The organism is Roseovarius sp. AK1035 (genome assembly GCF_003288315.1).
GTDB classification, from domain to species: Bacteria; Pseudomonadota; Alphaproteobacteria; order Rhodobacterales; family Rhodobacteraceae; genus Roseovarius; species Roseovarius mucosus_A.
This window is the reverse complement of record NZ_CP030099.1, coordinates 3,720,050-3,745,839: the sequence shown is the minus strand read 5'-3', so window position 1 is coordinate 3,745,839 and position 25,790 is coordinate 3,720,050. Positions and strand designations below refer to the sequence as shown.

At 58.1% G+C, this 25,790-nt stretch carries 21 protein-coding genes, 3 pseudogenes and 1 other annotated feature; of the genes and pseudogenes, 13 read left to right on the top strand and 11 right to left on the bottom strand.

The window, feature by feature from the left end:
• Positions 1-2: 2 nt before the first annotated feature.
• Positions 3-1,025, top strand: a complete 1,023-nt coding sequence (hypE, locus tag RAK1035_RS17840) for a hydrogenase expression/formation protein HypE (protein WP_037298525.1) — start codon at positions 3-5, stop codon at positions 1,023-1,025.
• A gap of 20 nt (positions 1,026-1,045) precedes the next feature.
• Here hypE and RAK1035_RS17835 read toward each other — a convergent pair whose 3' ends face one another.
• Positions 1,046-1,666 carry an exopolysaccharide biosynthesis protein gene (locus RAK1035_RS17835; RefSeq protein ID WP_008282492.1) on the bottom strand — a complete coding sequence of 207 codons (621 nt, stop codon included), beginning with the start codon at positions 1,664-1,666 and terminating at the stop codon, positions 1,046-1,048.
• Positions 1,667-1,867: 201 nt separating this feature from the next.
• Here RAK1035_RS17835 and RAK1035_RS17830 point away from each other — a divergent pair, with 201 nt between their 5' ends.
• The 4 genes from RAK1035_RS17830 to RAK1035_RS17815 all read left to right on the top strand — a co-directional run bounded on the left by RAK1035_RS17830 (position 1,868) and on the right by RAK1035_RS17815 (position 8,008).
• Positions 1,868-2,833, top strand: a complete 966-nt coding sequence (locus tag RAK1035_RS17830) for a calcium/sodium antiporter (RefSeq protein ID WP_008282491.1) — start codon at positions 1,868-1,870, stop codon at positions 2,831-2,833.
• 92 nt (positions 2,834-2,925) lie between these two features.
• Complete coding sequence (locus RAK1035_RS17825; RefSeq protein ID WP_008282490.1) at positions 2,926-5,439, top strand: cation:proton antiporter; 2,514 nt, start codon at positions 2,926-2,928, stop codon at positions 5,437-5,439.
• Positions 5,440-5,529: 90 nt separating this feature from the next.
• Positions 5,530-5,588, top strand: a sequence feature (sul1 is cis-regulatory element that is thought to sense ions involved in sulfur or methionine metabolism; They are found in Alphaproteobacteria).
• A 60-nt stretch (positions 5,589-5,648) separates the two neighbouring features.
• Positions 5,649-7,139, top strand: coding sequence for a SulP family inorganic anion transporter (locus RAK1035_RS17820; protein ID WP_008282488.1), 1,491 nt, complete (start codon positions 5,649-5,651; stop codon positions 7,137-7,139).
• A gap of 14 nt (positions 7,140-7,153) precedes the next feature.
• Positions 7,154-8,008, top strand: a complete 855-nt coding sequence (locus RAK1035_RS17815; RefSeq protein ID WP_008282487.1) for a universal stress protein — start codon at positions 7,154-7,156, stop codon at positions 8,006-8,008.
• A gap of 52 nt (positions 8,009-8,060) precedes the next feature.
• On the opposite strand, the gene RAK1035_RS17810 is transcribed toward RAK1035_RS17815, so the two are convergent.
• The 6 genes from RAK1035_RS17810 to RAK1035_RS17790 form a co-directional block, all read right to left on the bottom strand.
• A complete protein-coding gene (locus RAK1035_RS17810) occupies positions 8,061-8,666 on the bottom strand; it encodes a DUF1989 domain-containing protein (RefSeq protein ID WP_008282486.1) in 606 nt (201 codons plus the stop codon).
• A gap of 381 nt (positions 8,667-9,047) precedes the next feature.
• Complete coding sequence (locus RAK1035_RS20280) at positions 9,048-9,356, bottom strand: hypothetical protein (RefSeq protein ID WP_157132429.1); 309 nt, start codon at positions 9,354-9,356, stop codon at positions 9,048-9,050.
• 244 nt (positions 9,357-9,600) lie between these two features.
• Positions 9,601-10,884, bottom strand: coding sequence for a TRAP transporter large permease (locus RAK1035_RS17805; RefSeq protein WP_198133609.1), 1,284 nt, complete (start codon positions 10,882-10,884; stop codon positions 9,601-9,603).
• A 3-nt stretch (positions 10,885-10,887) separates the two neighbouring features.
• Positions 10,888-11,511, bottom strand: coding sequence for a TRAP transporter small permease subunit (locus tag RAK1035_RS17800; protein ID WP_232279242.1), 624 nt, complete (start codon positions 11,509-11,511; stop codon positions 10,888-10,890).
• A 64-nt stretch (positions 11,512-11,575) separates the two neighbouring features.
• On the bottom strand, positions 11,576-12,634 hold the full coding sequence (locus tag RAK1035_RS17795) for a TRAP transporter substrate-binding protein (protein ID WP_008282480.1): 1,059 nt from the start codon (positions 12,632-12,634) through the stop codon (positions 11,576-11,578).
• A gap of 57 nt (positions 12,635-12,691) precedes the next feature.
• Positions 12,692-13,414, bottom strand: a complete 723-nt coding sequence (locus RAK1035_RS17790; RefSeq protein WP_037298602.1) for an isochorismatase family protein — start codon at positions 13,412-13,414, stop codon at positions 12,692-12,694.
• 132 nt (positions 13,415-13,546) lie between these two features.
• Between RAK1035_RS17790 and RAK1035_RS17785 the strand changes: the two genes are divergently transcribed.
• From RAK1035_RS17785 to RAK1035_RS17775, 3 genes are all read left to right on the top strand, one after another.
• Positions 13,547-14,479: a LysR family transcriptional regulator gene (locus RAK1035_RS17785; protein ID WP_083803345.1), complete on the top strand. Its 933-nt coding sequence runs from the start codon at positions 13,547-13,549 to the stop codon at positions 14,477-14,479.
• Positions 14,480-14,710: 231 nt separating this feature from the next.
• Positions 14,711-15,112, top strand: coding sequence for a helix-turn-helix domain-containing protein (locus RAK1035_RS17780; RefSeq protein ID WP_008282477.1), 402 nt, complete (start codon positions 14,711-14,713; stop codon positions 15,110-15,112).
• Positions 15,113-15,994: 882 nt separating this feature from the next.
• Positions 15,995-16,660, top strand: coding sequence for a hypothetical protein (locus RAK1035_RS17775; protein WP_008282475.1), 666 nt, complete (start codon positions 15,995-15,997; stop codon positions 16,658-16,660).
• Positions 16,661-16,901: 241 nt separating this feature from the next.
• On the opposite strand, the gene RAK1035_RS17770 is transcribed toward RAK1035_RS17775, so the two are convergent.
• On the bottom strand, positions 16,902-17,447 hold the full coding sequence (locus RAK1035_RS17770) for a YaeQ family protein (protein ID WP_008281748.1): 546 nt from the start codon (positions 17,445-17,447) through the stop codon (positions 16,902-16,904).
• 559 nt (positions 17,448-18,006) lie between these two features.
• Between RAK1035_RS17770 and RAK1035_RS17765 the strand changes: the two genes are divergently transcribed.
• Both RAK1035_RS17765 and RAK1035_RS20715 read left to right on the top strand, forming a co-directional pair.
• Positions 18,007-18,885, top strand: coding sequence for a DUF3825 domain-containing protein (locus RAK1035_RS17765; protein WP_008282474.1), 879 nt, complete (start codon positions 18,007-18,009; stop codon positions 18,883-18,885).
• A gap of 475 nt (positions 18,886-19,360) precedes the next feature.
• Positions 19,361-19,675: pseudogene (locus tag RAK1035_RS20715) on the top strand (helix-turn-helix domain-containing protein); the annotation flags it as partial.
• On the opposite strand, the gene RAK1035_RS20585 reads toward RAK1035_RS20715, so the two are convergent.
• Positions 19,652-19,816 (bottom strand): hypothetical protein, encoded by a 165-nt coding sequence (locus tag RAK1035_RS20585; RefSeq protein ID WP_008282473.1) that lies wholly within the window; start codon positions 19,814-19,816, stop codon positions 19,652-19,654. The pseudogene RAK1035_RS20715 and the gene RAK1035_RS20585 overlap by 24 nt on opposite strands.
• Here RAK1035_RS20585 and RAK1035_RS17760 point away from each other — a divergent pair.
• From RAK1035_RS17760 to RAK1035_RS17750, 3 genes and pseudogenes are all read left to right on the top strand, one after another.
• Positions 19,796-20,443: a hypothetical protein gene (locus RAK1035_RS17760; protein ID WP_008282472.1), complete on the top strand. Its 648-nt coding sequence runs from the start codon at positions 19,796-19,798 to the stop codon at positions 20,441-20,443. The two genes, RAK1035_RS20585 and RAK1035_RS17760, sit on opposite strands and share 21 nt — an antisense overlap.
• Positions 20,440-20,886, top strand: coding sequence for a hypothetical protein (locus tag RAK1035_RS17755; RefSeq protein WP_008282471.1), 447 nt, complete (start codon positions 20,440-20,442; stop codon positions 20,884-20,886). The genes RAK1035_RS17760 and RAK1035_RS17755 overlap by 4 nt, the downstream gene beginning before the upstream one ends.
• A gap of 674 nt (positions 20,887-21,560) precedes the next feature.
• Positions 21,561-22,766, top strand: a pseudogene (locus RAK1035_RS17750) (calcium-binding protein); the annotation flags it as partial.
• An 829-nt stretch (positions 22,767-23,595) separates the two neighbouring features.
• Here RAK1035_RS17750 and RAK1035_RS17745 read toward each other — a convergent pair.
• Positions 23,596-23,799: pseudogene (locus RAK1035_RS17745) on the bottom strand (transposase); the annotation flags it as partial.
• A gap of 371 nt (positions 23,800-24,170) precedes the next feature.
• On the bottom strand, positions 24,171-25,460 hold the full coding sequence (locus RAK1035_RS17740; protein ID WP_037298522.1) for a hypothetical protein: 1,290 nt from the start codon (positions 25,458-25,460) through the stop codon (positions 24,171-24,173).
• Positions 25,461-25,790: the final 330 nt, after the last annotated feature.

Sequence of the window (25,790 nt, the reverse complement as noted above, 5' to 3'; positions counted from 1 at the left end):
GCATGAGTTTGAGGGATACGCGGGTCACGCTGGCCCATGGCGGCGGCGGCACGGCGATGCGGGATCTGATCGAAGAGGTGTTCACATCGGTTTTTGCGCCCGAGATGATGGAGGATCAGGCGCGGCTGATGGATGCTGCCTTGCAAGAGCCGGGGGCGCGGCTGGCGTTCACCACCGACAGTTTCGTCGTCGATCCGGTCGAGTTTCCGGGGGGCGATATCGGCACGATTGCGGTCTGTGGCACGGTCAATGATCTGGTGGTGGGGGGGGCGCGGCCACTCTGGCTGTCGGCGGCATTCATCATCGAAGAGGGAACCGAAGTGGCGCTCTTGCGGCGGATCGTTGGTTCGATGCAGGCGGAGGCAGAGGCGGCGGGGGTGCGGATTGTGACCGGGGACACCAAGGTGGTGGGGCGCGGCATGGCGGACAAGCTTTTTGTGACCACTGCGGGTGTTGGGGTGATCCCGCCGGGGCGGAATTTGCAGGCTGGGCATATCCGGGCGGGCGATGTGGTGCTGGTCAATGGCGTGCTGGGCGATCACGGCGCGGCGATTTTGGCGGCGCGGGGGGATATGGCGCTGTCGGTGGATCTGGTTTCGGATTGTCAGGGATTGGGGCATCTGATGGAGGCGGTGCTGGCGGCGGCACCGGGCACACGTGCGGCGCGCGATGCGACGCGGGGCGGTGTGGCCTCTGTGCTCAATGAGATGGCGGCGGCGGCGGGGCTGGCGATTGAGATTGACGAGGCGGTATTGCCGTTGCGACCAGAAGTCCGGGGGATTTGCGAGATCCTCGGGCTTGAACCGCTCTACCTTGCGAATGAGGGGCGGATGGTTTTGGTGGTGCCTGAGGCGGAAGCTGAGGCAGCGCTGACTGCGATGCGCGCGCGCCCCGAAGGTGCCGGCGCGGTGGCGATTGGGCGGGTGTTGTCGGGGCGTGCCGGTCAGGTCACGATGCGCACGCTTTTTGGCGGTGCGCGGATTGTTGACATGCTGGTGGGCGAGCAATTGCCGCGGATCTGCTGAGATAGGGGACGTTTGCGCGCTTAGTGCAGGAGCGCGTCAGCCCCTGCTGCGAGAGACAGAATGATGGCGACAGTCAGCAGGACCGAGAGAGCCCCAAGTATGAGGCCGACGAAGGTCACGAGCCCGTCACGTTCGACAATGCCCACGCCCACGGTGAAGAGCGAGACCGCCGGGAACCAGCCGCTGAGCGGCACTGGCAAGAAGAGCGCGAAGGCGATCACGAAGAGCACAAGACCGAGTGGACGCTCGTTGCGGCGCGCAAAAAGCGTGATGTAGCGCGGCCTTAGGATACGCTCTAGCCGCCGCGTTACAGGGCGTAGGCGCAGCACGCCGCGACGCAAGCGGTCTTGGTCGATGCGCAACCCCGCAAGCCGCGCGGGCAGGCGGACATGCGGATACCCCAAAGCCATCTGGCCGGATGTAACCAGCAAAGGCAAAGCCGTCAAAAGCGTTGTGCCGGGGGGCAGGGGCAGCAATGTCACCAGCGAAAACACTACAATAGCCCAACCAAAAGAGGTTTCGCCCAAGGCGGTAAGGAGCGTGCCCAAGGTCAGGGTTCCGGCGCGATGCTGGGCGCGCGAGGTTCGCAGGATCGGAAGCGACAGCGAGGGTCGTTTCCGCTTGGCTTTTTTGCCTGTCATTCTGCGCCTCTCACAGTTCCGGGCGACATATCGGATGCCGCGCGGCCGAATTCAATCGCTGCTCTCTGTCTAGTCGCGAATGATGACGAATAAACATCGAAATTTTGCGCCACCCCTTCTCTTTTGGTCTGTGGACCCTTAGGTGCCCCCACGTTGTGTCCGGGCAGGCGCCGGGATGAACAAGGCAAGTCAGGATTCCAGATGTTGCACGATCTCGTTCTCGTGGCCGCGGGCCTCGTTCTTTTGTTTGTGGGCGGTGAGGCGCTGGTACGGGGCGCGGTGGCAATAGCTGAGCGGATGGGCGTTTCCAAGCTGTTGATCGGATTGGTGATCGTGGGCTTTGGCACCTCGACGCCCGAATTGCTGGTATCGGTCAAAGCTGCTCTGGATGGGGCGTCGGAAATTGCCTTGGGCAATGTGGTGGGATCGAACATCGCCAATATTCTGCTCATCTTTGGTTTGGCGGCGGTGATCGCGCCGGTCATGGGCTGGGCGCGGACAGCGGTGCGCGAGGCGTTGGTGGCGACCTTGGTCAGCCTTGTCGCCTTTGCGCTGGTGCAGGGTGCGGTGATCAGCCGGATGGAAGGCATCGCCATGCTGCTGGTGATGGTGGGCTATCTGGTCGCCAGCTATTGGTTGGAGCGGCGCGACCGCAGCGCGCAGACCTTTCAGCATGAGGCGGAGGCGTTCGCTGGGGGAGGTACCGCGCGTCGCTGGGTGCCGCCGCTTTTGGCATTGGGCGGTATCGTGGCGCTGGTGTTCGGTGCGGACCTGCTGGTTGAGGGGGCCGTGAATATCGCGCGGGTCTATGGCGTGCCGGATGCGGTGATCGGCCTGTCGCTGGTGGCGATTGGCACGTCTTTGCCGGAACTGGCCACTGCCATCGTCGCCGCAATCCGGCGGCAATCCGATGTGGTGCTGGGCAATGTGATCGGCTCGAACATCTTTAACATTCTAGCCATTCTGGGCGTGACCGTGGTGATCCAGCCTATTGAAGTCAGTGCGCGGTTTCGTGATGTCGACACGCCGGTCATGCTTGGCGTGGCGCTCTTGCTGCTTGCGCTGCTTTTTGCCACGCGCAGGATTGGCCGGGGTTGGGGTTTGGTGATGCTGGGGCTTTATGCGGTCTATATGGTCATGCTTTTCACGGGTGGCATGGTGGCGTGATCGGCACAGGGGCGGCGCGATCCGGCAAAAACCTGCCCTAGCCCCGGCAAGCTTCGATTCCCAATTCCTGAAATTCCAGCTATTTCAGGGATATGGATATTGTTCTTGTCACGACGATCATTGCGTCGCTCTTTCTGGTAATTGCTGCGGCTGACCCTTTGGCCGCGCGCCTGCGGCTGCCCTATAGCGTGATCCTCGCCTGTCTGGGGATGCTGATCGGGGTCGGGGCGATCTTTTTCCTGCGCACCGAGTTGACCGATGCGCTCAACCCGGTGGCAGAGGCCATTCTGGGCCTGCCGATCCGGTCGAATGTGTTTCTTTACGTGTTTCTACCCACGCTGCTTTTTCAAGTCACGCTCGGGGTCAACCCGCGACGGATGATGGATGATTGGGTGCCCATTCTGGTGCTGGCGGTGGTGGCGGTGGTGGTGGCGACGCTGGCGGTGGGCTATGCGTTGGCCTATGCGAGTGCGCTGCCGCTGGTGGCGTGCCTGCTGATTGGCGCGATTGTCAGCACGACCGACCCGTCGGCGGTGGTGGGCATTTTCCGCTCGATTTCCGCGCCGCGCCGATTGTCACGGATCATCGAGGGGGAGAGCCTCTTGAATGACGCGGCGGCCATTGCGCTTTTCGGTCTTTTCATGGCGTTTGTGATGTTGGGGGTGCCTGACCCAAGCTTTCAGGACGCCTTGGCGCAGTTTCCGGTGCTGATTGCGGGGGGTGCTGTGGTGGGCTGGCTCACGGCGCGCATTGCTGTCTGGCTTATGGCGCTGATGGCGCGCTATGAGCTTGCGGTGATCTCGGTCTCGGTGGCGTTGCCGTATCTGGCCTATATCGGCGCGGAACAGAGCATAGGGGCGTCAGGTGTGATCGCCGTGGTGGCGGCGGGTCTCACGCTTAATCTTACGGGTCCGGCGCGATTGCCGCCGCTTATCTGGACCAACCTGCGCGAGGTCTGGGATTTGCTGGCGCATTGGGCAGGGGCGCTTATCTTTATTCTCGCGGCGCTCTTGATACCGCGTCTTCTGGAAGAAGTGCGGGCGGGGGATTTTGTTTTGATCATCGTGGTCATTGCCGCGGCGGTGGCGGCGCGGGCGGTGATCCTCTTTGGCCTTATGCCAGTGTTGAGCCTGCTCAAACTGTCGCCGGTGGTGGAACGGCCCTATCGCGTCGCGATTCTCTGGGGGGGATTGCGCGGGGCGGTGACGCTGGCGCTCGCCCTTGCCGTGACCGAGAGTTTTAGGGTGCCGGTCGAGGTCAAACGGTTGGTGGGTATTTTGGCCACCGGCTTTACCCTTTTCACGCTGTTGGTGCAGGGCACGACCTTGAGATGGGTGATCGGGCGGCTGGGGCTGGACCGGCTTACGCCGCTGGATCAGGCGCTGAGCAATCAGGTCATTGCCGTGGCGCTTCAGACCGTGCGCGCGGATGTGGCGCGCACCGCCGAGAATTATGAGCTGACGCGCGAAACCGTGCGTTCGGAGGCCAAGCGCTTTGCCGAACGGCTGGACCGGGCGGTGGAGACCGCAGAGGAGGGGGCCGAGATACAGGACCGCGACCGCATCACGCTGGGGCTGATCGCCTTGGCGGGGGCGGAGCGCGATACCATTCTGGCGCGGTTTCGCGAACAGGCGATTTCGGCTCGGCTGTCGGAGCAGATCCTGACCGAAGCCGACCGGCTGATCGAGGCTGCGCGCTCGGGTGGGCGGACCGGCTATCAGCGCGCGGCGCGGCGCAGTTTGCGGTATGGTCGCGCGTTTCGCTTTGCGGTGCTGCTGAATAACCGGCTGCGGATTTCGCGGCCCCTTGCCTTGATGACGGCGGACCGGTTCGAGGTGCTGCTGTCGCAGCGTCTGATCCTGCGCGACCTGAACGGGTTTATTGATGGGCGTATTCGGCGCATTCATGGCAAGCGGGTGGCAGACCTGTTGCACGAGTTGCTGACGCGGCGGCAAGAGGCGGTGGAAACCGCGCTTGAGGGATTGCGGCTGCAATATCCCGGTTATGCCGAGGAATTGGAGCGGCGGTTCATCCGGCGCACCGCGCTGCGGCTGGAAGAGCGCGAATACGGGATGTTGCGCGAGGATGGGCTGATCGGGGCGGAATTGCATGTGTCGCTGATGCAGGACATCGCCACGCGCCGGTTGCGTGAGGAGCAGCGCCCCAAGCTTGATGTGGCGGTGCAAAAGGCCGAGTTGGTCCGGCAATTTCCGCTGTTTGCCGATCTTGATGAACGCAGTTTGCGGCAGCTGACGCGCGCCTTGCGGACGCGGTATGTCAACGAGGGCGATGTGATCCTGCGCAAAGATTCGCCTGCACGGCGCGTGTTCTTTATCGCTTCGGGTGCGGTGGAACTGGCGGTTGCGGGGCAAACATGGCGTTTGGGCCGGGGCGAGATGTTTGGACAGATGGCCATCCTGATGCAGAAACCGCGCCGCACCGCTGTCACGGCGATTTCGTCCTCAACCCTGTTGGTGCTGGATGAGGTGCGGTTTCGGCGGTTGCTGAAACGCAGCGCGGGGTTGCAAGAGGCGGTGCGTCAAAGCGCCAAGGCGCGCGGGGTCAAGACAGATGCGTTCACCATTCCCGCGCTGATCGACGCATAAGGCAGCAGCACGCGCCGGTGCGACTTGCTGCATTGCGGCGGAAATGGCTTGGCATTCGAGCCTGCGTCGGCTAAATCCGCGACTTAATCGCATGGATTTCGGGTGCAATCCCCGGATGGCTCTTCCGGCCGCCTATCCGCCGGATCATCTAAAGCTCTCAAGCGCGTCATCGGGCCGGTTATGGCTGGCCGGATCAGGGACGGATTTACATGATTTCAATAGATGCCTATCGGGCACAATGGTTTGGCAATATCCGGGGCGATTTGCTGTCTGGTTTGGTGGTGGCGCTGGCGCTGATCCCCGAAGCGATTGCCTTTTCGATCATCGCAGGCGTGGACCCCAAAGTGGGGCTTTATGCGAGTTTCTCGATTGCGGTGATCACGGCGATCACGGGTGGGCGGCCCGGTATGATTTCGGCGGCCACGGCGGCGACGGCGGTGCTGATGGTGACGTTGGTGCGCGATCACGGGCTGGAATATCTGCTGGCGGCAACGGTTCTGGCGGGGCTTATCCAGATCGGAATGGGGGTGCTGCGGCTGGGGTTCGTGATGCGCTATGTGTCGAAATCGGTGATGACCGGCTTCGTCAATGCGCTGGCCATTCTGATCTTTATGGCGCAATTGCCGGAACTTGACCCAAGGTCGGTGACGTGGATCACCTATGTTCTGGTGGCGGCGGGTCTTGGGATTATCTATCTTTTCCCGCTTGTAACCAAGGCGGTGCCGTCGCCGCTGGTGACGATCATCGTGTTGACGGCGCTGACCCTGACCCTTGGCCTTGATGTGCGCACGGTGGGGGATATGGGCGCGCTGCCCGATACGCTGCCGGTGTTCTTGATCCCGGACATCCCGCTCAGCTTTGAGACCCTGATGATCATCCTGCCTTATTCGGTGGCGGTGGCGGTTGTGGGCCTGCTGGAAAGCCTGATGACACAAAACATCGTCGATGATCTGACCGATACCAAATCCAACCGCAGCCAAGAGATGGTGGGGCAGGGCATTGCCAATACCGCCACCGGCTTTATCGGTGGGATGGCGGGATGCGCGATGATCGGCCAATCCATCATCAACGTCAAATCTGGTGGGCGTGGGCGGCTGTCGAGCTTTGTCGCGGGGCTGTTTCTGCTGATCCTTGTGGTGGGCTTGGGTGATCTTGTCAGTCTCATTCCGATGCCGGCCTTGGTCGCAATCATGATCATGGTATCGGTGGGCACGTTTTCGTGGTCGTCGATCAAGAACCTGCGCGAGCATCCGCGCTCGTCCTCGGTGGTGATGATCGCCACCGTTGTGACGGTGGTCTATACCCATAACCTCGCGATTGGCGTGCTGGTGGGGGTGCTCTTGTCTGGCATCTTCTTTGCCGCCAAGATTGCGCAACTGTTCCGTGTGACCTCTGAGATTTCCAAGGATGGGCGCGAACGGATCTACCGGGTCGAGGGGCAGTTATTCTATGGCTCGGTTGAAGATTTCATGAATGCATTTGATTTCCGTGAGGCGTTGGAGAGGGTCGTGATTGATGTGAGCGCGGCGCATATCTGGGATATTTCGTCGGTTCAGGCGCTGGATATGGCGGTGCTCAAGTTCCGCCGGGATGGGGCCGAGGTGGAAATCCGGGGTATGAACACGGCCTCTGAGACCCTCGTGGACAGGCTGGCCGAGCATGACAAGCCGGGGGCCATCGACAAGCTGATGGCACATTGAGGAAGGATAGAGACATGGCAGACAAGATCATCGCTTTGGTGGATGGCTCGATGTATTCAGCCTCGGTCTGTGACCATGCGGCCTGGATTGCGCAGCGCACGGGGGCGCCGGTGGAGGTGTTGCATGTGCTTGGGCGACGCGAAGGGGCTGAGACCTCTGACCTCTCGGGGTCGATCCGTCTGGGTGCGCGCACGGCCCTGTTAGAGGAGTTGGCGGCGCTGGATTCGCAGCGGGCCAAGTTGGTGGCCCACCGGGGGCGGGCCATTCTGGAGGATGCGCGCGCCCTGCTGGAGGCGGCGGGCGTGACGGAGATCACCACGCGGCTGCGTCATGGCGATATTGTCGAGACTGTCGCCGAGGTCGAACATGAGGCGCGCGTCATCCTGATCGGCAAGCGGGGCGAGGCGGCGGATTTCGCCAAGGGGCATCTGGGATCGAACCTAGAGCGGATCGTGCGCGCCTGTCACAAGCCGGTGTTTGTCGCGGCGCGTGCGTTTCGACCCATCGAGAAGGTGTTGCTGGCCTATGATGGCGGCACCTCTGCGATGAAAGCGGTGGATCACATCGCGCGCAGCCCGCTTTTTGTCGGGTTGAGGGTGCATGTGGTGACGGTGGGCACGGCCACGCCTGAGGCCAAGAAGGGGCTGGAGGATGCCCGCGCGCTATTGGCGGCGGCGGGCATTCAGGCGGAGACTGGTGTTGTGACCGGTCAGCCGGAGAGCGCGCTTGGCAAGCTGGTGGACGAGGCCGGTTTCGATATGGTGGTGATGGGTGCCTATGGGCACAGTCGCATCCGCAGCCTGATCATCGGCTCGACCACGACCGAGATGGTTCGGTCGTGCAAGGTGCCGGTTGTGTTGCTGCGGTAAGGCATCGGGGGCCGAGGCAGGCGTAGCTGCTCAGCTCGATGCCCCTATTCCGTTATCGTCCTACGATCTCGAAATGCGCCTCGGTCGGCACGCAGGCGGCCCCGTTGATCGGCAGGATGTCCTGCGGGCAGGCTGACATTGCCACGACGCAATCCATCACCGCGCGCAGCACCACGTGATCGCCCGGCTTGCTGAGCGGTGTGCCCCAAGAGGTGTGCCCCGCTGCATCGACGGGGATGTTCATCCAGAGATTCAAAGGACTGGGGGTTTCGGGGCTGCTGAGGCCCAGTTGGCGCAGGGCGGCGTGCAGGTTGTCGGTGCAATTGTCGTGATAGTCGGTGCAGCCCAATAGGCCGTAGCGGTAATCATCGCAGGCGGCAATCAAGGTATCGTGGCGGCCCGGAGAGCTGTCTTCTTCGAACATCAGGATCGGACGGCGGCGGTTCGTTACAAGCGCATCGCCCGCTGTCGGAAAGATGCGGCCAAGGGTGGGGCGAATATGCTCCATCGACATGAATTCGCCCATGTCATCGGCGCTGAAGGCCCAGGTATCCACCACTTGCGCGCCATGGGTGTTGATGATGCGAATGGCCTCTCCGGCGTTCAGGCGCGTGGCCTTGCCGCGGCGGGCGGGAATGGTGTTGAGGGGTGGGGGCATGCCTGCGCCTTTCGTTTGAACATGGCGCAAGCTAGCAGCTTGCGGTTCGATGCCAAGACCAAATCGCGCGGCGTTTTTGCGATCGTGGATAGCGCTTGTGGGGGATAATGGTAGCGGAGGAGGGACTCGAACCCCCGACACGCGGATTATGATTCCGCTCATATACATTGAAATCATTTAAAAATTTCTCAAAACACATCAAAAACGCGCTTATATAATTCAATAGGTTATATGCTTTTTCCCAACTGGATTTGATGTCTTCCTGCCACGCTTTCCCCATCTCGCAATCGTTATATCGCCACGAGCGCGCATCCTGATCGTTCGCACATCGCTCGTTGCAGAGACACGCGTCGTTGCGCTCGAACAGCTAAAGGGTGAGCGTTAATCACCACCAATGCGGAGATCGCGAGCGCGGCCCAGCGCACGACGGATTATGTCTCGAAGCACCTCGACCGCTTCCAGATGATCGGCACCACCGACCATGATCCGGTTGATGGCTGGCGGGATCAGCACTGGTTTTAGTTTTTGCCCAAGCGCTGGCAGGCGATCCACGCAGGTCATGACCTGAAAGAGATGACGCAGCTGCACGCAAACGAGGGACTGCTGAAGACCCAGAAGGGCGTCGGCTATCAGGTGCGGATGCGGATGGGCCGCAACATCCCGAGCCGCCCCAGAGCATACGCGGTTCACGCAGCAAAGCTCCTAGGCACGACCGAGGCCTAAGTGACGATCTGGCCGGGTCCTGTGAGTGCGAGAGAGGTGGTTTGCCTCTCTCCACCATTGAACCACGTGGACCACTTGGACCGGGAAAGTTTTTTAAATTCAACGCGGTCCAAGTGGTCCAATCGGTCCAACGCGGAAACAACAACAATTGGTATCGTGTAGTAAAACACATGACTGATCATTTCCATAACACCGGAGCAGTGCCATTGTTCTACCCAAAGGTTTCTGGCAGCCAGAGCGCGATCTGGGGGAAGGCGAGCAACAGGGCAATCATTATCATAAGGGCGGCGAGAAACGGCAAAGAGCCTATGATGACATCGTTGATCGAGCCTTTGCCACGCACACCCTGGATGACGTAGAGATTGACCCCGATCGGTGGTGTGATTAGGGCCGTTTCCAGCATCAGCATCATCAGAATACCAAACCAGACCAGATCAAATCCAAGGCCTGCGACGATCGGGGCCAAGAGCGGAGTGGCGATCAAGAGAAGCGAGAAGGCTTCCATGAAGCAGCCCAGGATCATGAAAGCGATAACAATCACGACCATGGTTTGCATCGGGCTAAGGCCTAAACCATTGATCAACCCGGCCAAGAGGTCCGTCAGGCCGACCACCGCAAGCACGAAGTTCAGGAATACGGCCGCAAATACAATGAGCATCACCATCGCTGTCGTGCGCATCGTGCTTTCGATCGCAAGGCGCAGCATCTCGATCCGCAAGCTGCCATTCCAAGCAGCTAGTGCCAGTGAGGCGATCACGCCAAGGGAGGCGGCTTCAGTCGGGGTCGCAAGCCCGGCATAGATCGAGCCGACAACCACAACAAAAATCCCGATTGGCGGCACAAGGCCCGGCAAAGAATGTAGACGCGTGGCCCAGGTGCTATGCTCAGGTTTTCCTCCCCAAGAGGGGCGGATCAGACAAGCAATCAGCACAGTGAGCATGAAGAGCCCGGCTAGAATGGCGCCGGGCAGAAAGCCAGCGAGATAGAGTTTTGGAACAGAAGTATCCGTCAAGAGCGCGTAGACGATCATGTTGATCGAAGGCGGGATTAGAATGCCAAGGGTGCCACCCGCCGCCAGCGTGCCCATGAAGAGGCTTGGGTTGTAGCCTTTCTTGGCGATCTGCGGCATGGCCACCGTGCCAACCGTAGCGGCCGTGGCAATGGAAGAGCCAGAGGTTGCCGCGAACAGCGTTGAGGCTCCGATGTTAGAATGCATCAAGCCACCCGGCAGCCAAGAAATCCAATGCGAGAGGGCGCCATACATCCGCTCTGCGATACCAGCGCGTAGCAGGATCTCGCCCATCAGGATAAAGAGCGGCACCGCAATTAAGATGAAATCAATGCTGTTGGTCCAGAAGATGTCACCAATCGCTAGGTAAAGTGGCATGGGCGAATACAGCGCGGCAAGCGCCAGTGCGAGGATGCCCACTACAGCGGCGATGGGCACGCTTAGGGAAATCAAGCCAAACAGCAAACTTGTTGCAGATCCCAACATCTCTCATTCTCCTGCGGGCACGGCTTGGGCCGTTGAGTTTGCACCATGAGGGTTTGGCCGCACGCCTTGTAACCCTTCTTCGATTTCCTCATCCATTGAGAGCGCCCCTCCAAGAGCTTGCAACCGGTCGAACTGTCCCCGCATCAGCGCGGTGATCATACCGCCCAGCAGACACAGAAGCGTGAGGCAAAAGAGCACCCAGCCAGTCACCCACAGTCCTTGCGGCAAGATCAATGGCGTGTGCAGAGGCGTGATCGAATGCGCGTCAGTCGACCATGTGAGGGCCACCGTCGCCAGTGCGCGCCATGTGACGATTCCAGCAAAGAGGGCCATCAGGGCCATTCCGAGAATGTCGAGCCAAGCCTGTGCAATGCGCGGGAGCCGCATGTAGAGCACATCAATACGGACATTGGCGCGGTGCAGCGCGGCGTAGGGCAAGGCAAAAGCGGTCGCAATTGCGAAAAGATATCCGGACAGTTCATCCGCGCCACCGATGCTGGCACCGAAGAATTTACGCGCGATGACATCCACAGTGACCATGACGGCCGAGATCAGCATCATGCTGCCTCCGATCCACACGGCGAATTGCGACAGTCGAAAGAGGTAAGAGACGAGTGTGGAATACATGGTGGTCCCAATCTGTGAAGGCAGATACCGCAGGGTGCGCATGCGCCCTGCGGTGTTAGTGCGTTCAACTTTCAGGTTGCGGTGCCGCGAGTCCAGCAGCTTTGCCTGCGCTCTCGTTCCAGGCGTCGATGCAGTCACCGCCACAGCGTGCCGCCCAACGCTTGAGCACGAACTCGTCCAAGATTTTCTGTCGTGCGTCCTTGTCTGCCTCGCCGGGCACAGTCAAGGTGGCGCTTCCCGCTTCCCCAAAGGCACAATCCGGACCCGTGCCAGTCAGGCAAGCCACGCCCATGTCTTGTTCCGAGGCTGCGATTTTCCAGCCGGACTCTTCCATAGCGGCGAAATTCTCAGTCAATGCTGTGCGGGTGGTTTCGTCCAACCCCTCCCAAAGCTTTGCGTTTACCGCGGTGAAGGTGATGGAATAACCGACCGGCAGGGCGAAAACATGGTTGATGACCTCATGCCAGCTCGCCTTGTAAGCCGAAACCGGATCAGTGATGGCACAGTCTGCCACGCCCTTTTCCAGTGCTGGCACCACTTCTGCAAACGGCAGCGTCACGGTCACGGCCCCGGCCCCTTCGACAAAATCGCCGAGCGTCGCAGAATGCACCCGCACTTTGCGACCCTTGAGGTCCGCAATCCCGGCAATCGCATCGCGGCAATAAACCATGGAGGCAGGCCATGGATGCAGCGACACGATCGTTGCGCCATAGGTATCGCGGAAAATCTTGTCCATCGTGGGCCGATAGGCTTCAACCACGGCACGCATCGTGTCGAAGTCCGAAGCGATGCTGGACAGGTCCGCGCCTTCGATGGCTGGGTTCTCTGAGGCAACATAACTGCCCAGCCCATGCGCCACCTCGAACACGCCGAGTTTCAAGAGGCGCATGACCTCTGTTCCCTTCAGCCCCGCCTCGGTGATCGGGATGGCATCGCCAGTGATGGCCCCACCGGTAGCGGCCGGAATCTGATCGCTCCAGAATGGCTGCTCGACATTCTGCCAAGAGGACAGGTTGCCCCAGGTTCCGACCACCTTGAATTGATGCGGCGTGATCTCTTCCGCGAAAGCGCTGCCACCGGCCAAGGCCACCACTGTGGATAGCATGATTGTTTTCATTTTCATTTTAATGTCCCTGTTGTGTGAGGTGTTGGGCGCCTCAGGCACGAGGCGCCCGTGGTTTTATTCAGCGGCGGCTTTTACCCCAGCCAGACCATTGATGTAATCGACGCATTCATCCACCGATTTCACGTCGCCAAACTTGGCGTCTATGTCAAAGAGGTTCCACGCCACGGCCCCCGGCACTCGGTCGCCAATGCACTCGCGCACCGCGATAGGACGGAAGCCATCTGCAATCCCGTCACAAACGGTCTGACGCACGCAGGCACAGGCGGTGACACCCGTCACGAGGATGGTGTCGACATCATTGGCGCGCAGAATACCCGCCAATTCCGTTCCATGAAAGGATGAGGCGCGCTTCTTGAGCAGCGTGTATTCCCCCTCAACAGGCGCGATACGGCTGTCGATGGCCCAAAGTTCCTTGTCTGCCAGATCCACCACATCCACCGGAATTTTGTTGTGCCAGAGGCCCATATCGGTGAAGGACGCGTTGCGATCAGTGATCTCATATGCGGTCGTCACATGCACAACAGGCAGGTTTTGCGCGCGAAATGCCTTGAGCAGGCGCTGCATGCCGGGGATGATTTCATTATCCATCTTTTCCTGATCACAGGTAAAGGGATTGCCGGGGCGGGTCCAGGCATTGGCCAGATCGACACTGACCAGCGCCGGGCGTTTGCCAAAGCCCACACGCCGCTGAAAGCCGCGCTCTTGATAGAGCTTGGTCGAGGCGTCGAACGCCGCCTGCAACATCTTGTCGAGTTCTCGGTTGTCAATATCGCTCATTCGGTTCTCCTTGGCCCCGAGGGCCGGGTCTTGATTGTTGGTTCCGAGCCTGATGCGGTCTCCGATCCGGCTGGCAAGACAGAAGGTGCCCAAGGAGGCCATCAAAGAGAATTGACAGTTGGGCAAATGTTGATGCACCTGATGCATCAATCGAACCATATTTCGGAGGCGCGGATGCAGAACCTGCCCGATATCTCTTTGCTGCAATCATTTGCCGTTGTTGCCGAAGAGCTGAATTTCCGGCGCAGCGCGGAACGTCTAGCGCTCGATCAATCGGCGCTTAGTCGTCGTATTCAGAAGCTGGAGGCGCAATTGGGCTACCCACTGTTTGAGCGCAGCACGCGAGAGGTGACGCTGACGCCCGCCGGGCAGAGTTTTTTTCGCAGCGTGTCCAACTTGCTCTACGATTGCTCGAATTCAATCCTAGAGGCGCGGCGCATCGCCGAAGGTCAGACCGGACAGGTGCGCGTCGGCTACATGGCCTTTGCCGCAACCGAGTTGCTTCCGCAGACTGTCGCGCGGTTTCGCAAACGGCATCCCGACGTAGCACTGGAGTTGAAATACATCCGAACCCAGGGCCAGAAAGTGGCGCTTGCGAATGACGAGATTGACGTGGGGTTTCTGATCGGCCCGTTCGACAACAGCGAATATCACAGCGTGCTTCTCGCGTCGGACTTGCTCTATCTCGTGATGCCCAAAGGACATTCTTTGCTGAAAAAGGCGGAAATTGCACCCGATGACATCCTTGAACAGGATCTGATTATTGGGGACATGGCGCAATGGGGAGAGTATCGCTATCGCCTCGACGACCTGTTCAACCCTTTGGGAATTACCCTGACACCCAGCCTAGAGGCTGCGAATACGCTGGCTCTGATTGGTCTGGTCGCAGCCGGCCTTGGCGTCACGATCTACCCCGAGAGCCTGATCGGATTTCTGGGTCAAAATGTCGATGTTCGCCCCATCGTGCATAAGAACTTCCGAATTCGCACCCTACTGGTCTGGAAACGCACCAACCGGGCACGCAATACATTGAACTTTGTCGAGACCGCTAAAGACAGATTTTGAGGTGGTTTTCTGGCGTCCTTGCTATCGCACCGAGGGCAAGGTGGTTGGTGTTCTTTGAGTCTTGGAAGGCGAGGGTCGCAAATAAGGTTTGCGCACTATTCTAGCCCACACGTTCAAGGATAAATCTGCGGAGCACAACAAAATTCTCATCCTGCCGAACAGTCCCACTCATGTATTTCTATAATGAATTCAGCAGCATGTGCTGCGTATCGAATTTAGAGAGACACAGAGATGACCAAGAAACCGCATCAAGACACCCAGCTGGCGCAGTTTGTCGAGCGCCGGATTTTAGAGTTGAGAACCAAGAAGAGACAGGGCGAAATCGCCGCGCAGGCGGGCTTCAACAACGCCAACATGATCACGATGATCAAGCAGGGAAAGTCAAAGGCCGCGCTCGACCGTATCCCGGCGTTAGCGCGCGCCCTGGAGTGTGACTCGGCCTATCTTATGCGGCTTGCTCTGGAGCAAGCGATCGGTCGGACCGCAGCCGCTGCAGTCATCGAGATTTTTGGCGAACCGATCACTGAAAACGAGACAACCTGGATCAAGGCAATCCGCGCGGCCTCCGACAACAGCGATCCGCGTCTTACCAGCCGGTCGCAGGCGGCACTCAGCGCGATTTTCGGGAGGTGAGCGAGATGGAGCGGGTAGAAGTCCTCACCGAAAACGAACGTGCTTGGCTGGAGTTCTTGCGGATGATCGCCCTAGACAGCGACCCGGCACCCACCCTGCGGCGCGTGCAGCTGCTGCGGCGCGTCTGTGAGAGCAGGAGGGAGTAGACCGACGAGGGTTGAGATAACCGGCGAGGAATGGCTGGAGAGTCGTCCCTCGCCGGATTCCGGTAGAAATGTTTACATGGAGGTTGCACAATGTTTACCTGACAAAATAAGTGGGAAACATTGCGTGCTCTTAACACGCTCGCAAACAGGCGAAAACTGCCTGAATGGCGACCAAAGGTTTACCCTATGTTTCCCCTAAGTTGACGGATTTGGCTTCGAAAACAAAAAAATCCGGGATCGACGCAAGCCTTTCGAGGCCAGAGGGTCAATAAAACAAGGCGCGAGCAGGATCAGAGTATCAACACAGGCTGGCAAAGGCACAACGTGGCAGGTGTGGTTTTGTCTGCGCATAAGCTGTCGATTTGTGCGGATCACAGTCAGGGCGCGCTGCAGGGCATCGGAAGCGCTACGTTCAACGTCCCAGTCCCATTGCCATGGCGCGCGGTCTGCATGTTAATAGTGCCGACCCGTTACATGGATGGCAGAGGTGAATGATGGCGAGATCGGCTTGGCACGGCTTAGATCAGTGATGGGAGTGTGGATCGCACGCAGCGCACTCTCTGCAAAGCCCGATCAACCGTGCCAGACCTCCCTGGAATGGTGTAGAGCATCCAGCATGGGCTAACAGCGGATGTGCTCCAGCGCGCGTCAGTGGCCTGTGCAGACTCTTAAGGTTGCGGCTTCACGCTTTGCGGACATAATGGAACCATAGCATGGTATGTGGCAGCATCCTCACATGATCGAATTCCGCCCCCTCGCCGATGACCATCCCGACCTCGCGCAGTCTCCCCTGCTTCGCGCTGCGCTTCTGACGCTGCAATATGCGCAGGAACATGGCTCAATCTGTCTGACCAAAACCAAAGCCTTCAAGCGCGTGTTTGTGCACTGGGCCGTTGAGCATTTCGACTGGCCGGGGAAGAGCGCAGCAGAGATGTTTCGCTACAACAAGGTGATCAACGAGTATGAATTTCCCCCGCTTGAGGTGCTGCATTTCCTACTGATTTCCTTGCGCCTGGGGCGGCACTTCAAGGGTGAGTTTCGGCTGACCAAGCGTGGCGCAGAACTGGCGCAAGCCCCTGGCCGCCTATTCGCCGAGCTGATCCCATATTTTGTGCTCCAGATCGATCACGCATCCTATGCGCGCTTCGACGAGCGCCCGTTTGGGAAATGGGACGTCTGGTTGAACGTGATCAACGTAGAGGCTGATCATGGCACGACCGAGGCCGCCTTGTTTGAGGCCTTCTACGGGGAGCCAGAAGATTGGCACACTGCCGGGTGGCGCGAGATGGCCGCATTCTCATCTTGCGTGCTGCGGCCGCTCGAATGGGCAGGATTGCTGATCGAGACCCGCGAAGACGGCACCGGCAGGCACGTCTGTCATGTGTTCAAGACCCAGCTTTGACGCAGCGCGCTCACGCTTGATACGGACGACTTGCTGCAACCCAGATCCATTCACTGAGATGGTTTTCAACGCTCCCAAGACGTGACGCTGTTTGGTTAAAACCGGCCCTTGGACTAAGCCCCTCCGTGTGTCACCGTGATCGGCGCTGTGGTGCAGCTTACCCAGTGCGGACATTGGCGCGCTGGAGTTAACTGTGTTCAATTCGGGCTCCTCCGGTCCAGTATGCGACAGTTACGGCAACCTATGTTACGTCCTTCCATGTGTCGGGCGTGACGTAGACGACGCTTTCATCGACGCTGACCATTACATCCCCGTCCTGAATATTGACCTGGAGCTTCATCGCGCGGTTGGCCAGTTTTGCCAATGTGGCCGTATCGGCCTCCGAGAAATTGACGACACGGAGATTGTCGAAACGAGTGGTGCCGTTCTTGACCTTGTCCCACCACATTTCGGCAATTCTGCCGCCATAGGGGTAGACAATCACCTTTGCGGCCTTGTTGCAGGACTGCCGCATGACTTTCTCGCTCGGAAGTCCAAGTGCCACGCATAAATTGATCTCGCCACTCAGGCTCTTCTGCCAGATGTCAGGCTCGTCGTCCGTCGAAAGCCCCTTGGTCATTTCCAGATGCTCGTGGGCATTCAGTGCGAAGGCGACGATGCGCACCATCAGTCGCTCGTCCGTCTCCGAGGGGTGTTTTGCAACGGTCAGTTTATGGGTCTCGTAATAGTGGCGATCCATGTCAGAGACCGACAGTTCAATTTTGTAAATGGTGGCATTCTGCGCCATGATCTTTCCCAAACCTCCAAGGATCGGACTGCCTACCCCGTCCGGTGATCCTTGGGAAGCAGATATAGGGCCCGCAATCAGCCAAGCGGCAACGCAGTGTGCCCCAATGGAGGACGTCACCGTTAACATCGTCGGGCCGAGTCCGCGTCGCTTAACCGATGTCGGCCCACAGCTGCCTGTTGCCTAGACGGCTCGCCGCCATCCAACGTCCCAGGACCGGACATTCGCGCTTGCAGCATCCTAGCTGCTACGGCAAGGTCCTGAATGGGATAAAGCAGACATTCGTTTCTTCCTAGGATGTAGGCCGTAGCAGTTAGAACTTGACTCTCAACGCCTCTAGGTCTACCCGTAGGTCTATCAGTGGCAGATTTGCCGACTTATGCTCTACACAGCTTAGACGAAACTCCTACCACACACAGCTTTCGACCCAATGGGTCACCTAAAAGATCCTACCTCGAAAGAGGATACAGATAAACGGCCTCGGGGCATATGGTCCCGAGGCCGTTGTCGTCTCTACCCCGCCTAAAACACAAATAAACCCACACAAAGGAGAGCTACCATGAAGGTATACGTCAGCCTGTTTAAGATGCATCGAGACCAGCCGATCGATGAGGTTTTCGCGCATTCCTATTCGATCAGGGGCGATTACGACGAACCGTTCGCACTTGTCGCCCGTCAAACCGTCGACGGAGTCGACGCGTGGCATTTTCACCAGCAGCGGTTCAAAGACAAATACGCTAACCAAGCGTATCCGAAGCTCCGCAACTACCTCAACTATACGTTCAAACGCCTCGTCGCTCTGGAACAGCAGGAGCCGGGTCGGTTCTTCGTTGAATCTGCGGACGGGAACTGGATCACGTTCAACACTGGGCTGCAAAACGCCCACGGTGCTGACCTGATGGCTGTCTTCGAAAAGTATAGGCCTCGGCCCGACATGCCGGAGCGGGAAACGCCCGATTGGGTCTTCAAGGGGTGCTACGCCCCCGGAGACCGGAACTATCAGGGCAACTTCGGGACCAAACAGCCCGACATCGCGTGGTATTCCAGAGACAGTCGGGACTACATCTTTGATACGGAATACAGCCTGGATCGCGACGTCTTTGACCATCTCTTCGAGAGAGCAAAGGAGCGTGCTGGGATGCCGAACTTCTCGGATGAGGTGGTCAGAAACTACCTGCGTGGAGCGTTGGAAAACCTCATCCCGAAGATTCGTCGCAACTACAAGATCGCGATCCCTGTCTTCTACGTCGAGGAGCAGAGGATGCAGCTACTACTGCCGTTCAGTTCCGCCAGCAACGTGAACGAGGTGTCATGCTTCTTGGTCGAGCGGGATGATGCCCTGCGGACCTATCGGATCAAGACGATCTTCGATCTGGACCACGCATATTTCTCGGCCCGCCTGATCACGCGGCCTGACAGGGACTGGCTCAACCCGTAAAGTGGCTCCTGAAACGATACGGGACGCCAATAGGCGTCCCGTGCATTTTAGGCGAACTGAGGGATTCGCCCCTCCGCCGTTCCGGACATAGGATCTAGGTCACGCTTACTTGCAGCGGTGAGATAGCCGAAGATCCACTGCATGCGAATGTCCGGTCTGGGGCTTTCGCGCTTCGACTGCGGCGGCGGACATGCGCCCTGATGCCCTTTCACAGCGTCGGGTTTGGCGATTGCGTCCTGACAGGTCGCAAAATCATGAGAGACCGCATTCCGCCCGGCGCGACCTTGCCGTCGTGGCCGACCCAGAGCGGATCCTGCAGCTCGCCTCCAGAAAAGTTCCGCTTCTAACATGATTTTGGTTCCGGAGCTGCCGGGAGAGCCGACCGAACGAAGCGGCCGAGGCCGGACGAGTGAGGGCAAAGGGCCGGTCTCCTAGTGGTGGCGCGTTGCCGTTTTGCAGGGCGAGCCCTGACGGAATGTCGTCGGCAGGTGCCATGGCTGCGATGCGCTGTGTCCTCGCACTTCAATCAGGGCAGGTCTGGTGCCAAAGGTGCAATTCCCAAGAAAAATGGCATAAAAAAAGAAGACAATGGCACTATAATGTAAATTTTTGTGCCGGTAATTGCTGTAAAAAGAGGACATCGAAACTGGTGAACATAGAAATGACAATACATGCAGAGACATTGCGGCGGCTGAGGAAGAGGGCGGGGTTCTCCCAACAAGACCTGGCAGATCGGTCGGGAGTCTCCAAGCGCACCATAGCCCGCTTAGAGCAGGGCGTTGGAGAAGGCGGAAATCGTAACCACACCGTCAACTGCCTCGCCCGTGCTCTCAAGGTAAGCACCGATGTCCTCGGCGCGCCTCTTGCCGGGGATGAAATCGACAGCGTCTCCGTGAACATGCAGCGTGTGATGACCTTCGTCTCGCAGCATACCCTGCTCGATTTCGATGTGGTCAAGCAACGCTATGGGGTGGGTATCGACGCACTCGTGGCAGCCGCGCCCTGGATGTTCGCCCTGATGGCGGAGATGAGCCTCGACGATCGCCGAGAGCGGCTTGCCCGTGCTCGGGAGGCTATGGCGCGGATGCAGGCGACCGCATCTGTCCATCTGGGGCTCGCAACGGATTTGCCAGTCGGTCTCGCCGAACGCTTCGAACGGGAAGCCGCGTCCGTCGATGCCGGCGACGTTTTCGGCATCATGCTCCCCGAGCCAGATGGGTGGCCCGAGGTGGAAGATATGCCCTTTACCAGCTTTCTTGCAGAAAAGGCGCGCGGTCTCGCCTCGTCGCTCGTGGATCCGGCCGAGATGGATACGGACATTGGCGACCCTCTCCCGATCTGGTCGATCCACACCGCTTGGCTGGAGGCTTGGGTTGGCGGTGATCGCGTCGCCAAATATGCCTTGTTGTCCGGCCTCGCGCGTGTCGGCGACATACCGGAGGATCTGCGTTCCGCCGAGGAAATGACAGAACGGGTCGCATTTCTTCGGAAGCTTGTCCCCCAGAAAGATCACAAGCGCATTGAACAGAACGAATTCATCTTGGGAGAAATCAAATGAATATTCACGCAACCTCTCTGGGGCAGCCTTCCTCCATCGAATTCGAGGGCATCCGTCTGCATGTTTCCTGGCTGCCGGGGCGGGGATCGTCGCCGGACCTGCTTCCCGACCGGCCGGGCCTCTATGCGGAAATCTACTGGCCTGAACGCGGCGTGCGCATCGGGGAAACTGGCCGAAGCATCCGTGGAAAGATCAGGCACGATATCCGATGGATGAAGAGCATGCGTGCTAGGACCGCGCCGCCCGAGCAATTGCGTCGGACTTTGCCGATAGCGATGGCGGCAAAGCAGACGGGCCATGTGGGGTTCGAATTTTACGCGGTGTCTGTCGATCCGAGACTTGCTGAAAAGAGCCTACGGCAGGAGGCAGAGCGCTTCCTGTTCTCTTGGGTGAGGCGGCAGGAGGAGTTCGTGGATTGGAACCGCCAAGTGAGTTGGCGGTAGGACGTATAACACCTGGAAAGTCTGCATGGCTTGGACTTTCTTGCACCATTTGCCTTACGGGCGACTAAGGTGATGCATCGCGCTCTCCCAATGAGGTGCGACCGCTTTGCCGCATATGCATCGGTCTGCGTTCCGCCCTTCTTGCAGTTGTCAATATGCCAACCACCCCTCTGTTCCTGACCACCTGACCGGGAAGGGCTCAGAATGCTAGCCGAACGCCCTTCCAAAGCTTGTGGCCAGGCTTTGGCGTGGTTAAAGAATCTTAGTGTTGACAATACCTAGAGTCTCTAAACATTCTCAAAGTCCCAGTAAGGGTATTGCAATGAAATGAGGTAACAATGGCCGTTGTTCGAGCGTTTCAACCATTCCGCATGGACGCACTTGGGATAACGTTTGGAGAGGGCATTGAAGCATCTCAAAGCCGAATAATCATAGCGGCCGGCCCACAACTCTTCATTTATGGCGGCGTATTTCAATATGATAGTTTCGGCCAGGTATTTGGAACACTCACCTCGTTTGAAATTCGAGTTAACAACGTAACGACGTTGCGCATAGACCAGTTCAGCGCAAACGCGAATGACGCGTTCCGGGCCGTTGAGATTCTTGGGGACGCGGTTTTACTCGCGGAGCTCATGCTTGTTTCAAACGACACGTTGTTTGGCTCGTCGGGAAACGATTTCCTCTTCGCTCACACAGGTAGCGACTTTCTTGACGGAGGCGGCGGCGACGATGTCCTTCTTGGAGAATCGGGCAATGACACCTTCGTTGGCGGAAACGGTAGTGACACGCTGATAGGTGGAACGGGCATAGATACAGCGATCATCAATGCAACTTTTGCCTCTGCCGTGATCACCGAGTCCGAAGGTATTGTCATAATCTCGAACCAGGATGGAACGACAGACGAGTTTCAGGGAATTGAGAGGTTTTCTTTTTTAGATCAAGTGGTCTTGGCGGAAGATTTGATACCAGACCCAGTGGTCCCAGACGCAATCTTTAATGGAACCCAGGCCCCCGAGGTGATTTTGGGCACCGTTGGCAACGACTCGATAGCTGCTGGTGGCGGAGACGACACGCTCGCCGGTGATGCGGGCAACGATACGATTGACGGTGGCGCCGGGAATGACCGTATCTCTGCCTCGGATGGCGATGACGTTGTGCTGGGTGGTTCTGGCAATGACAACATCGGCGGAGGGGTCGGAAATGACACCATCGACGGCGGCGATGGCGATGATGTGATGGGGGCCGGTTTTGGCGACGACAGCGTCTCAGGCGGCCTTGGCAATGATGTGCTGGCAGGCGGCGCCGGGAACGACACGCTCTCGGGCGGCGACGGAAATGACAGCATGTCCGGGAGCTTTGGCAACGATCTGATCGACGCAGGTTCGGGGGCGGATGACATCGGCGGCGGCACCGGTCGCGATGCCATCAACGCCGGTGCGGGCAATGACCGTGTGGGCGGCGGCGAGGGGGATGACACTATCTCGGGTGGCAACGGCAATGACTTTCTTGCCGGTGGTGGACGGGACGACATCATCGACGGCGGCACGGGTAATGACACGATCAACGGCGGCGCAGGCAATGACGTGATGACCGGGGGTGCAGATGCGGATCAGTTCGTGTTCAGCGCCTTCTTCGACGGTGAGGCAGATGTGATCACCGATTTCGAGGACGGTTTGGACAGCTTCTTCATCCGCCGTTTCGATCCCGATACCGGCGTTGAGAATATCAGCAACGGCGGTAATGGGCTTGCTGGGTTCGTGGCAGCGATGAACATCGTCGACGTGGCGGGTGGCGCGCAGATGACGGTGAATGGCAACACGATCCTCGTCGAAGGCATCACGGCGGCGCAACTGACTGTGGATGATTTCCAATTCTTGTGATGGATAGAGCTCGCCGATTTCGGCTGGCGGGTATGTCGAGATGCACGCCTATATGTGGTCGCGTGCTTGCTAATGCGCTGGCATGCGAGAGGTAACTTACCTCTCTCACCTGCCGGGCCAGTTGGACCAATGGGACCGGGAGGACCGGGAGGACCGGAAAAACACAGTAGTTTCAAATCGGTCCAAGTGGTCCTGTCGATCCAAGCCAAATTTATTAATTATCAGTTCTTAAGAAGGCATACCGTTTCAGGCATCCACACAAGCAAGGTCTCGATCCTCAGGGACAAGGTTCAATTTGTCGATCTGCGCCGAGGAATGGCTCGACTTCCCGGTATAGACCTCTGCCCAAATGCACGGGATCGATCGCGAAGTCCTAGAGATTTCCAACGAACGCGATGGGGATGCATTCTGCCGCCGCCAATGCCGCGCGATGAAAGCTCCCATTGCCGCTGCTCGATGGACACAATCTATACCTGAACAATTGTTCTAGGCGCGGTCAGCGTTTGAAATTGCCATATGGTCGCGGTTCGAGCACGAGCCGGGTGTAGTGGCCCAGAAGTCCGGACGCGGATTGACGGTAACCGACCGGTTGTTACTGCGGTGATTGGGCCTTGATGCGCGTGACGAGTTCTTTGTAATCGACGAAAGCATAGAGAAATTCGTGCTAGGTTCGGTGGAAATACGAGCATCCCTGAGCATGTCGGTCAGTTTCTCGAGGCCGTGTTGGTCAGTGCGTTGATATTCTCGTCCGGACCGGTGAGGCGGTTAGGGTTGTTCGAACAGGTGCCTGACGGTTTCTAAGTGGATTTCTGACTTAGTTCTGCCGCTACTTCTTCAGCCGTGCGTTCTCGTCATCGAGACCCTCTAGCCGCTTGGCCTCGCTGACATCCATGCTGCGATACTTGGCCTTCCACTTGTAAACGGTCGTATCGCTGACGCCGTGCTTTCGGCACAGATCGGCGACGGAAACCCCGGCCTCATACTCCTTCAAAATGCCGATGATCTGATCTTCGGTGAACCTGATGCGCTTCATCTCTGGTCCTTTCGATTGGGCCAGAGTCGATTTCAAACTGGATCAAGTGGAGGGGGCAGCGTCAAACTTCTCGCGCGGTATCATTCGCGCCGGTAACCGTGACGAACACGCCCGAGCCGCAGATCAATTCAGTTGATCCCTGTCCGCCTCTGGAATGTCATGTCGAGATAGCTCTGACGAACGGGCGCCGGGTCATCGTGGCGGTGGGCGGGAAGTCCGAAGCGATTTCCCGGATCCTGTCGGCGGTGGAAGGGCAATGATCGCGTTTCCGGCGGGTGTGAAGGTTTGGACTACGGGAAATACAAAATGCTGCAGTCAAACGTGCGCAATTTGGAGCGTGGGATAGAGCGCTACAGATATGCGCTTGAACTTCATTTAGCGCCTTCATGGCCATTGAGCGGATCTGGGCTTGATGCCCACATAAAAAGGAGCTCAGGGTTTTCAGAGATCGTCTTTGATGCCAAACGTAGTCCCGGTAGCAAATAGCCTGCGATATTTTTGTCCGTTAGATAACGAATGGTTTTCGCCTGATTTTGTTCCGATAGATCAAAGTTCTCGTCAAGGTAGGCCTTGAATGCTAATGCTTGAGCATCGTTGTCAGGAATCCGATTTATGACAGAAACCAGCATTTCCGCGCCTGAGTTATAGGCTACGCCAGCTCCAGTATCCCGATCATTATATTGCACTGTCTGCAGCATGGCTCCTGCACACAAAAGCCGGAATACCGGATTGTCAAATTTACGTTGAAGATTATCGTAGCGCTCTAAGATCAATTCTTCAATCGTTTTAGTCACGGTCAACTGGGATGATTGCGTAGCCAAAGCGGGTCTTGACTGCGTGTGCTGTTTAGATCGGACAACGCGCTTTTCGAATACTCCTGTTTGCGGATCTCGTATGAAGGATCGCGCCCTCTCGTTTGCGGCTACGAGCCTAATAGCAAAGCTTGGATCGTTGCTGCTATAGATCTGATTTACCGACAACGAACGGCGTATCGACTGTGACAAGCTGGCTGGATCATTCTGAGTAACCAACGCGCCTCTTGCCAGTCTTGCGAAGCTTCTTGGATGTTTTTCTGAGGGTAGAAGTGGCCCCACTCTATCATCCATCAAACTCCAACACTTAGCGGAGAGCGGGTCGCGCAAAATCAAGAGCACCATCGTAGCAAGAGTTTCCATATGTCCACGGTAAGTGCGGTCACTATCTCGAAGTTCATCTAGAGCATTGTTAAATGAGGAATTCTCGTGGAAACCCTCCCACCTTTCCTGATGCGATGGAACACGCAACGCCGCGTCCACCAAATTATTCAATGAGCTGTCTACTTCCTGCAGTGCACCCGCCAAAGACCAGAAAGTATCTGCGGTCCTTTCCATCAATTGCTCGATATAGACGATCCCCTCAAATTCTGACTGCATTCGAGAGACCGCATAAGCACGATGTGCAAGGTAGATTGCAACTAACGACCCTGCTAAAGCTACAGGCACACCTACAACCACTGAAAGGAAGTCAGCCGCACTGGAAGTCTCCTCTGGCTTGGTCAAAAGTAAATGTTTTGCTCCACCCTCAACACCGAGGAAAGAGAAGGCCAACCACATCGCAGCAGTAGCAATCAGTAGAAGAGCAATGAAAAGTGCTGTAAATAAAACCGAAGAAGCATGTTTCATGAGGTTCAACTCTTAAGAAAGATGTTAGAGATCAGTAGGGCTCCTCTGGCTGTAGCGACTTAGAGCGGTTGTGTTGATTTAACAAGGCATTACGTTCTGACCTGAAATTGGCTGTTGGCGAAGGCGCTCGTGGGGTTCTTGACCGCGTTGCGCGAGCTGTTACCCACCACGCGTGAAAAGCGGTGCTGGCTGAACAAGGCCATAAACGCGCTGCGCGCTCAGGGGCAGCGCGGACAAAAGCTCAAATATTACGCGGACAACCGTTCCGATTTGACGTGGACCAGATTCCTGGGCTCTCGAAAAAGATCGCGGAGCTCTTTGCCGGGGTTC

What these genes read in the sequence shown, in the direction of transcription:
- hypE (WP_037298525.1), top strand. Translation starts at nt 3, where the DNA reads ATGAGTTTGAGGGATACGCGGGTCACGCTGGCCCATGGCGGCGGCGGC.
- RAK1035_RS17835 (WP_008282492.1), bottom strand. Translation starts at nt 1,666, where the DNA reads ATGACAGGCAAAAAAGCCAAGCGGAAACGACCCTCGCTGTCGCTTCCG.
- RAK1035_RS17830 (WP_008282491.1), top strand. Translation starts at nt 1,868, where the DNA reads ATGTTGCACGATCTCGTTCTCGTGGCCGCGGGCCTCGTTCTTTTGTTT.
- RAK1035_RS17825 (WP_008282490.1), top strand. Translation starts at nt 2,926, where the DNA reads ATGGATATTGTTCTTGTCACGACGATCATTGCGTCGCTCTTTCTGGTA.
- RAK1035_RS17820 (WP_008282488.1), top strand. Translation starts at nt 5,649, where the DNA reads ATGATTTCAATAGATGCCTATCGGGCACAATGGTTTGGCAATATCCGG.
- RAK1035_RS17815 (WP_008282487.1), top strand. Translation starts at nt 7,154, where the DNA reads ATGGCAGACAAGATCATCGCTTTGGTGGATGGCTCGATGTATTCAGCC.
- RAK1035_RS17810 (WP_008282486.1), bottom strand. Translation starts at nt 8,666, where the DNA reads ATGCCCCCACCCCTCAACACCATTCCCGCCCGCCGCGGCAAGGCCACG.
- RAK1035_RS17805 (WP_198133609.1), bottom strand. Translation starts at nt 10,884, where the DNA reads ATGTTGGGATCTGCAACAAGTTTGCTGTTTGGCTTGATTTCCCTAAGC.
- RAK1035_RS17800 (WP_232279242.1), bottom strand. Translation starts at nt 11,511, where the DNA reads ATGTATTCCACACTCGTCTCTTACCTCTTTCGACTGTCGCAATTCGCC.
- RAK1035_RS17795 (WP_008282480.1), bottom strand. Translation starts at nt 12,634, where the DNA reads ATGAAAATGAAAACAATCATGCTATCCACAGTGGTGGCCTTGGCCGGT.
- RAK1035_RS17790 (WP_037298602.1), bottom strand. Translation starts at nt 13,414, where the DNA reads ATGAGCGATATTGACAACCGAGAACTCGACAAGATGTTGCAGGCGGCG.
- RAK1035_RS17785 (WP_083803345.1), top strand. Translation starts at nt 13,547, where the DNA reads ATGCACCTGATGCATCAATCGAACCATATTTCGGAGGCGCGGATGCAG.
- RAK1035_RS17780 (WP_008282477.1), top strand. Translation starts at nt 14,711, where the DNA reads ATGACCAAGAAACCGCATCAAGACACCCAGCTGGCGCAGTTTGTCGAG.
- RAK1035_RS17775 (WP_008282475.1), top strand. Translation starts at nt 15,995, where the DNA reads ATGATCGAATTCCGCCCCCTCGCCGATGACCATCCCGACCTCGCGCAG.
- RAK1035_RS17770 (WP_008281748.1), bottom strand. Translation starts at nt 17,447, where the DNA reads ATGGCGCAGAATGCCACCATTTACAAAATTGAACTGTCGGTCTCTGAC.
- RAK1035_RS17765 (WP_008282474.1), top strand. Translation starts at nt 18,007, where the DNA reads ATGAAGGTATACGTCAGCCTGTTTAAGATGCATCGAGACCAGCCGATC.
- RAK1035_RS17760 (WP_008282472.1), top strand. Translation starts at nt 19,796, where the DNA reads ATGACCTTCGTCTCGCAGCATACCCTGCTCGATTTCGATGTGGTCAAG.
- RAK1035_RS20585 (WP_008282473.1), bottom strand. Translation starts at nt 19,816, where the DNA reads ATGCTGCGAGACGAAGGTCATCACACGCTGCATGTTCACGGAGACGCT.
- RAK1035_RS17755 (WP_008282471.1), top strand. Translation starts at nt 20,440, where the DNA reads ATGAATATTCACGCAACCTCTCTGGGGCAGCCTTCCTCCATCGAATTC.
- RAK1035_RS17740 (WP_037298522.1), bottom strand. Translation starts at nt 25,460, where the DNA reads ATGAAACATGCTTCTTCGGTTTTATTTACAGCACTTTTCATTGCTCTT.